Here is a 7,508-nt window from a genome sequence, read left to right on the forward strand (position 1 = left end):
CTCGTCCTTGGACTCGTCGCTCTTGTACTCGTCCTTGTCCTTGTACTCGTCCTTGGACTCGTCGTCCTTGTCGTGCTTGTCGTTCCAGCTGTCGCCGTCACCGGAGGCCAGGGCGCCACCGCCGGTGTGCACGCCGCCGCTGGGCTTGTCGTGCTTGGAGTCCTTGTCCTTGTCCTCGTCCTTGTCCTCGTCCTTGTCCTTGTACTCGTCCTTGTCCTTGTCCTTGTCCTTGTCCTTGTCCTTGGACTCGTCGTCCTTGTACTCGTCCTTGGACTCGTCGTCCTTGTCCTTGTACTCGTCCTTGGACTCGTCGTCCTTGCCCTTGTACTCGTCCTTGTCCTTGGACTCGTCGTCCTTGTACTCGTCCCTGGACTCGTCCTTGTCGTGCTTGCCGTTCCAGTCGTCCCCGTCACCGGTGGTCAGCGCACCGCCACCCGTGTGAGTTCCGCCGCGCGGCTTGTCGTGGCTGCTGTCCTTGTCGTGCTCCTTGCTGTAGGAAGACTTGTCGTGATCCCAGTCGCCCAGCGTGGTGGCGAAGGCTGTGGGCGCCGAGACCGCGAGGGCCGCGGTGGCCGTCGCGGTAGCGAGCAGCATGCGGGCAGAGCGCATCCGAATTGTCCTTCCGTCGGTGGCCCCGGCTGCCGACTCCACGTCAGCACGCTTGACCGGGCCCCGACGTGATTTACCGTCAGCCATATGTCCTGCTGACACCATTCGAGGCGTTCACACGGGTTACGAAGCCACCCCTACGGCGGTATCGACGGGTCGTCCACCACCGCAGGACCGGGTCGGGCCGGCCCCGGAAGTGAAGCCCTTCGGCAGTGCTCAGCGTCCGGGAGACGGAGGTGCGCGGGAGAGCCGTCACAGCCGGAGCAGTCGCCCTTCCCCACCGTCCGCCGGACGACCGGCGACGGGACGGCCGGAACGAGTCCTTTCGCAGCCCTCACGGGCGGAATCCACGGGCCCGCGGAGTGCGGGCTCCCGCTCCCCCTCGCCCGGCGGGGGCCCCGGCCGACCGGGGCGCGCTGCGCCCGGAGAGGATCTCGGCGTTCCGCCGCGCTCCGGCGGGTCGCGTCCGCCGTGAGCCGGGTCCCCGTCCGGGGCGTCCCGGCTCAGGGGCGTGTGAGCATCCGGGTGAGCACCGCGCGCTGAACGGGGAGCACCTCGCCGTGCAGCGCGCGCCCCTTCGCCGTCAGCGAGACCCGGACGCCCCTCCGGTCCTCCGCGCACGCGCCCCGTTCGGCGAGTCCTTCCCGCTCCAGACGGGCGATCAGCCGGGACAGCGCGCTCTGGCTCAGGTGGACCCGCTCGGCGATCTCCTGAACGCGGTAGGAACAACCGCGCACCGCGCCCGCGAGGATGTCCAGGACCTCGAAGTCGCTCCCGCACAGGCCGTGTTCGTGCAGTACACGGTCGAGTTCGCATTGCGTGCGGGCATGCAGGGCCAGTATGTCCCGCCACTGCTGCACGAGCGCCTGTTCGGCCTGCTTCGCCGCCATGGCCGCACCGTAGCAGGCCGGCCGACCGACCACCTACGTGCTTCGGACTCCCCGTCCTTACGGCCCCGGCACGGCCCCGGAAGGCCGGGCGAACGGCCCGGGCGGGTGGTTGCGGAGGCGGCGGCCCCGGTCCGGCCGGGTCCGCCACCTCCCGTTCCGCCCGGTGAGGCCGGACCGTGTGCCCGTTCGGGCTCCCCGCCGGGGAGCGCGAGATGCGGCGTCCGCCCGCGCACCGATGACGAAGACGCCGGGCGTGAGCACGCCGTGCGGTTCGCGGGCGTCCCGGAGCCGCGCCTCGTCCGTGCGTCGCCGCCCCAGTCGCCCCGCCGGTTCCGCCGTTCCCGCCGGCCCGGCGCCCTCTCCGACGGGCCGGACCGTCACCGGCCGGGAGGGCCGGGGCTACGCCGCCGGCAGGCCGACCGAACGGGCGAGGCGGTCCACCGCGTGCCGGAAGAACCCCACCCGGTCCTCCACGACCCGGTGGAAGTGCCCGAACAGTTCGAATCCGATCAGCCCGAACAGCTCGGCCCAGGCCGCCACCATCGCCGCCACCACCTCCGGGGGGAGGTCGGGCGCGAGGTCGGCGGCCATCCTCTCGGCCTCCGGCCTCAGGCCGGCCGCCAGGGGCGGCAGCGCCAGGACGGAACGGCGGTGCGCGTCCCGCAGGATGTCGAAGGCGAGGAAGGCCAGGCGGGAGGCGGCCGGCACGGTGGTGTCGGGCGCCTTGTAGCCGGGGACCGGCGATCCGTAGATCAGCGCGTACTCGTGCGGATGCCCGAGCGCCCAGGTGCGCGCGCCCTCCCACATCACGCTCCAGCGCCGGGCCGGCGGGGCGTGGGCGGCCTCGGCATGGGCCGTTTCGACGGCCTCGCCGAGGGAGTCGTAGGCGTCGATGATGAGAGCGGTCAACAGCTCGTCGCGGCTGGGGAAGTAGCGGTACAGGGCGGAGGACGCCATGCCGAGTTCACGGGCCACGGCTCGCAGCGAGAGCTTGGCCGCGCCTTCCGCCGCGAGCTGCCTGCGGGCCGCCTCCTTGATCGCCGCGGTGACCTCGATCCTGGCCCGGGCACGGGCGCCGTGTGCGGTGCTCATGGAAGCAGTCTTCCACGGAATCAGAGCGCTGCACGCAAAGGAGAGCGGGAGACACAAAAGAGAGCACCGCTCTTGCACAAGGGCGCCGAGCCGTGCACACTGACATCACCACATAGAGAGCAGTGCTCTCGAAAATAAGCGGTGCTCTCCTTGGGTTCCGCCCCTCCTTCGCCGCGCCGCTCCGGCGTCCCGGCTCGTTCCCACCAGGGGTTCTCATGTCCACGCACGTCAAGAAGCCCGGCTGGTTCACCGTCAACGTCCTCAACCGCCTCGTGGCGTGGCTGACCCGTCGCGGACTGAGCGTCTGGGGGTCCAGGGTGCTCGCGGTCCGCGGCCGCAAGAGCGGCGAGTGGCGGACCACCCCGGTCAACCCGATGGCCCTGGACGGCGCCCGGTACCTCGTCGCACCCCGGGGCCACGTCCAGTGGACGCACAACATGCGGGCGGCCGGCGGCGGTGAGCTGCGCCTCGGGAAGAACGTCGAGGCCTTCACCGCGACCGAGGTCGCCGACGACGACAAGCCTCCGCTGCTGCGCGCCTACCTCGAGCGCTGGAAGGCGGAGGTCGGTGTCTTCTTCGGCGGGGTGGGTCCGGACTCCTCCGACGAGGAGCTGCGCCGCATCGCCCCCGACCACCCGGTCTTCCGGATCACGGTCACGAACTGACGGAGGCTCCTCCGGCCTCGGTCCCGGCTCCGTCCCCGGCCCCGGTCCTGTTTCCGGCCCCGTCCCCGGTCTCGGAGCCACCGGCCGGGGAACGCCGCTCCAGCGCGGTCATGGCGCGGTGGGCCAGCGGATGGGTGCGGACCAGCTCGCCGAGCGTCGTCGCACCCCGGGTGATGTCCCGGAAGGCCTTCCAGGCGGGGCGGAAGCCGCTGAGGACGGCGTGGAACACGCCGGGACGCCGCTCGAACGCGGCCAGCATCCGCTTGCCCACGCTCATCTCGGTACCGAGCCCCGCCTTGACCGCGAAGGTGTAGTTCAGCGCCTGCCGGCGGGTGTCCACGGCGTCGTGGGCCTCGGCGATGCGCACCGCCCACTCCCCCGCCAGCCGGCCCGAGCGCAGCGCGAAGGAGATGCCCTCGCGGGTCCACGGTTCCAGGAGCCCGGCGGCGTCCCCGCACACCAGCACCCGTCCGCGCGACAGCGGGGAGTCGTCCGTCCGGCACCGGGTCAGATGGCCGGAGGAGATGCTCGGTTCGAAGCCGGCCAGGCCGAGCCGCCCGATGAAGTCCTCCAGGTACCGCTTGGTCGCCGCGCCTTCGCCGCGCCGGGAGATCACGCCGACGGTGAGCGTGTCCCCCTTGGGGAAGACCCAGCCGTAACTGCCGGGCATCGGGCCCCAGTCGATGAGGACCCGTCCCTTCCAGTCCTCGGCGACGGTGTCCGGCACCGGGATCTCCGCCTCCAGGCCCAGGTCGACCTGGTCCACCTTGACCCCGACGTGTGCTCCTATGCGGCCGGCGCTGCCGTCCGCGCCGACCACGGCCCGCGCCAGCACGGTCTCGCCGCCCTGCAGGACGAGGGCGACCGTGCGGCGGTCCGGTACCGCCGAGCCGTGCTGCTCGACCCGCTGCACCGCGGTACCGGTCCGCACCTCGGCTCCGGCCCTCTGCGCGTGCTCCACCAGCCGGTGGTCGAACTCGGGGCGGTTGACCAGCCCGAACAGCATCTGCCGGGACCGGCGGGTACGGGTGAAACGGCCGTTGACCGAGAACGTCACCGCGTGCACCCGGTCCTTCAGCGGAAGCTCGAAGCCGGGGGGCAGGGAGTCGCGCGACGGGCCGATGATGCCGCCCCCGCACGTTTTGTAGCGGGGCAGCTCCGCCTTCTCCAGCAACAGCACACGCCGTCCCGCGACCGCTGCCGCGTAGGCGGCCGAGGCCCCCGCGGGTCCCGCGCCCACCACGACGACGTCCCATACCCGACGCGCGTCGTCCGCCGAAGAGTTCTCGCTGCTCACGATGGTCTGCTGCTCCCGATCCGGCCGCCTGCCTCCCCCGTGCTCTCCGGCATCACTCGAGCAGGGGTACCCCGTCTGTCCACCGCATACTACGGCGACGATCACTCGAAGCCGCTGTGGGAGGATCGTGCGGCATGGGTGCCCCGTACACCGGCCCTCACCCGTGCTCCACGATCGCCTCGCCCGCGAACGTACGCACCCGTACAACGTCGCACCCACAAGGAGCGTGCCCATGTCGTCGCATCCGGTCGCCGTGACCGTCGCCTCGCTGATGCCCAGGGCGAAGGAGGAGCTCGCCGAACTGGTGGCCTTCAAGTCGGTGGCGGACTTCGGCCAGTTCCCGCGCAGCGAGAGCGAGGGCGCCGCCCGCTGGGTCGCGGACGCGCTCACGGCCGAGGGGTTCCAGGACGTGGCCCTCCTCGACACCCCCGACGGCACCCAGTCGGTGTACGGCTTCCTTCCCGGCCCCGAGGGCGCCAGGACGGTGCTCCTGTACGCCCACTACGACGTGCAGCCGCCGCTGGACGAGGCCGCCTGGGACACCCCGCCGTTCGAGCTGACCGAACGGGACGGCCGCTGGTACGGGCGCGGGGCCGCCGACTGCAAGGGCGGGGTGATCATGCACCTGCTGGCGCTGCGCGCGCTCAAGGCCGACGGCGGCGTTCCCGTCAACGTCAAGGTGATCGCCGAGGGTTCGGAGGAACAGGGCACCGGCGGCCTGGAGCGGTACGCCGAGCAGCACCCCGAACTGCTGGCCGCCGACGCCGTCGTCATCGGTGACAGCGGCAACTTCCGCGCCGGTCTGCCGACGGTGACCTCCACCCTCCGCGGCATGACGCTGGTACGGCTGCGGGTCGACACCCTCGAGGGCAACCTGCACTCGGGCCAGTTCGGCGGCGCCGCGCCCGACGCCTTGGCCGCCCTGGTCCGCGTCCTGGACTCGCTGCGCGCCGAGGACGGCAGCACGACCGTCGACGGGCTGGCCGGCGACAGCGTCTGGGACGGACTGCAGTACGACGAGGAGCAGTTCCGCAAGGACGCCAAGGTCCTCGACGGCGTGGAGCTGATCGGCTCCGGCACGGTCGCCGACCGCATCTGGGCCCGCCCGGCCGTCACCGTCCTCGGCATCGACTGCCCGCCGGTCGTCGGCGCGACCCCGTCCGTGCAGGCGAGCGCCCGCGCGCTGATCAGCCTGCGCGTGCCGCCGGGCGTCGACGCGGTCGAGGCGACCCGGCTGCTCCGGGCTCACCTGGAGGCGCACACGCCGTGGGGGGCGCGGGTGAGCACCGAGCAGATCGGTCAGGGCCAGGCGTTCCGCGCCGACACCACCAGCCCGGCCTACCGGGCCATGGCCGAGGCGATGGCGGTCGCGTACCCGGGCCGGGAGATGGCTTACGCGGGGCAGGGCGGTTCCATCCCGCTGTGCAACACCCTCGCGGCCCTCTACCCGCGGGCGGAGATCCTGCTCATCGGCCTGAGCGAGCCGGAGGCGCAGATCCACGCGGTGAACGAGAGCGTCTCCCCCGACGAGCTGGAACGGCTGTCGGTCGCGGAGGCGCTGTTCCTCCGCGCCTACGCGTCCGCGGCCGAGTCCACCGGCTGATCCCCCCACTCGGCCCGTCCACGCGGCCCGGCCCCGGGGCCCGTCCCCGGTGCCGGGCCCCGGCCGGAGAACCCCGCACCGGGCCGGGGCGCGCGCCGCGGACGGGCCGCGCCGGCCGTGCGGGCCCGGCCGGGTGCCGCGCGTCAGCCGACCGGCACCCCCGCTTCCAGGTACATCGCCCGCCCGCGTTCCCGGGCCCGCAGGGCACGGCGGAGCCGTTCGTAGCGCACCGGGGGCAGCATGTCGGCGGCCTCGGTCTCGGAGGCGAAGCGCCAGTCGCGGAGTTCGGGGCCGGGCAGCAGCAGCCGTGCGGCGTCGGCGGCGTGCAGGCGGCCGCCGTCGAAGAGCAGGCGCAGGCCGCCGTAGGCGGGCGGTGCGGGCGGTTCCCAGTCGACGACGAGCAGGGAGGGCGCCTCGTCGAGGCGGATGCCGGTCTCCTCGGCGACCTCGCGCATGCCCGCGCGCGCGGGCGCCTCACCGGGTTCGACGACCCCGCCGGGGAACTCCCAGCCCGGCTTGTAGGTCGGATCGACGAGCAGCACCCGGTCGCGCTCGTCGAAGAGGAGGACGCCGGCGGCGACGGTCTCGGCCGTCGGCTCGGGCGTCTGTACGATGTCGCAGGCGGGTGCCTCGTCGCTGCCGATCGCCTCGGCGATCCGGACGGCGGTGTCGTACGGGCTCAGCGAGCCGGTGCCGACCGGATAGGCGTCGGCGGCGAGCCAGGAGGCCAGGGCGGTCTTGTACGGTTCGATGTGGTCGTAGGACCACTGGCGGATCCGTATCTCGCCGTCCGGGAGGTCCGGCGGAACCTCCCGGTCCGCTATTCGCTCACGCAGGATCGTTTCCGCCGGGGCGAGGAGGACGTGCCGGACCGGAATGCGGCGGGCCGCGAGGCCGCCGAAGATCTCGTCGCGGTAGTCCTGTCTCAGCAGGGTCATGGGAACGACCAGGGTCCCGCCGAGTTCGGCGAGCATCGCCGCCGCCGTGTCGATCACGAGCCGGCGCCAGATGGGAAGGTCCTGGAAGTCGCCGACCTCGGCCAGGCGTTTGGGCGGAAGCAGATGGCTGAGCGCCCCGCCGATGACCTCGGGGTCGAAGAGCGCGCTGTTCGGGATCAGTTCGATCAGTTCCCGTGCGGTCGTGGTCTTCCCCGCACCGAACGCACCGTTGATCCAGACGATCACGGTTCCCCCTCTTCTGTTGGGCCCCCTGTGGCTTGCCCGCTCCACCCTGCCACGGAAACCAGCCCCAGTTGAGAACGCATGGCGACGGCGCCGGTCCCCTCCCGCGGGGGGAACCGGCGCCGTCGCCATGCGTTCTCAACTGGGGCTGGTTTCCGTGGCAGGGTGGAG

7 protein-coding genes are annotated in these 7,508 nt (G+C 72.4%); 2 read left to right on the plus strand and 5 right to left on the minus strand.

All coding sequences use genetic code 11. The features are described 5' to 3' along the window. The 3 genes from AOK18_RS32920 to AOK18_RS07830 form a co-directional block, all read right to left on the minus strand. Positions 1–594, minus strand: a 594-nt coding sequence (locus AOK18_RS32920) for a hypothetical protein (RefSeq protein WP_055693852.1), incomplete at its 3' end; no start/stop codon positions are given. Positions 595–1,112: 518 nt separating this feature from the next. Next, positions 1,113–1,499, minus strand: coding sequence for a MarR family winged helix-turn-helix transcriptional regulator (locus tag AOK18_RS07825; RefSeq protein WP_055573204.1), 387 nt, complete (start codon positions 1,497–1,499; stop codon positions 1,113–1,115). A gap of 399 nt (positions 1,500–1,898) precedes the next feature. Next, entirely contained in the window at positions 1,899–2,591 is a 693-nt protein-coding gene (locus AOK18_RS07830) for a TetR/AcrR family transcriptional regulator (protein ID WP_055573205.1), read from the minus strand. A gap of 215 nt (positions 2,592–2,806) precedes the next feature. On the opposite strand from AOK18_RS07830, the gene AOK18_RS07835 reads away from it, so the two are divergent. After that, positions 2,807–3,256: a nitroreductase family deazaflavin-dependent oxidoreductase gene (locus AOK18_RS07835; RefSeq protein WP_055573206.1), complete on the plus strand. Its 450-nt coding sequence runs from the start codon at positions 2,807–2,809 to the stop codon at positions 3,254–3,256. On the opposite strand, the gene AOK18_RS07840 is transcribed toward AOK18_RS07835, so the two are convergent. Then, positions 3,246–4,553, minus strand: a complete 1,308-nt coding sequence (locus tag AOK18_RS07840; RefSeq protein WP_055693853.1) for a geranylgeranyl reductase family protein — start codon at positions 4,551–4,553, stop codon at positions 3,246–3,248. The two genes, AOK18_RS07835 and AOK18_RS07840, sit on opposite strands and share 11 nt — an antisense overlap. Before the next feature lie 232 nt (positions 4,554–4,785). Between AOK18_RS07840 and AOK18_RS07845 the strand changes: the two genes are divergently transcribed. Beyond that, the gene (locus AOK18_RS07845) at positions 4,786–6,156 is read left to right on the plus strand and encodes a dipeptidase (RefSeq protein WP_055573207.1); all 1,371 of its coding nucleotides are present in this window, start codon (positions 4,786–4,788) and stop codon (positions 6,154–6,156) included. A gap of 143 nt (positions 6,157–6,299) precedes the next feature. Here the strand turns inward: AOK18_RS07845 and AOK18_RS07850 are convergent, their stop codons facing one another. Next, positions 6,300–7,340, minus strand: coding sequence for an NUDIX hydrolase (locus AOK18_RS07850; RefSeq protein WP_055693854.1), 1,041 nt, complete (start codon positions 7,338–7,340; stop codon positions 6,300–6,302). Positions 7,341–7,508: the final 168 nt, after the last annotated feature.

The organism is Streptomyces prasinopilosus, from assembly GCF_001419695.1.
GTDB lineage: Bacteria > Actinomycetota > Actinomycetes > Streptomycetales > Streptomycetaceae > Streptomyces > Streptomyces prasinopilosus.

Bases quoted from the DNA above. Each gene is read 5' to 3' on its own strand.
- AOK18_RS07830 (WP_055573205.1), bottom strand. From the start codon at position 2,591: ATGAGCACCGCACACGGCGCCCGTGCCCGGGCCAGGATCGAGGTCACC.
- AOK18_RS07825 (WP_055573204.1), bottom strand. From the start codon at position 1,499: ATGGCGGCGAAGCAGGCCGAACAGGCGCTCGTGCAGCAGTGGCGGGAC.
- AOK18_RS07835 (WP_055573206.1), top strand. From the start codon at position 2,807: ATGTCCACGCACGTCAAGAAGCCCGGCTGGTTCACCGTCAACGTCCTC.
- AOK18_RS07845 (WP_055573207.1), top strand. From the start codon at position 4,786: ATGTCGTCGCATCCGGTCGCCGTGACCGTCGCCTCGCTGATGCCCAGG.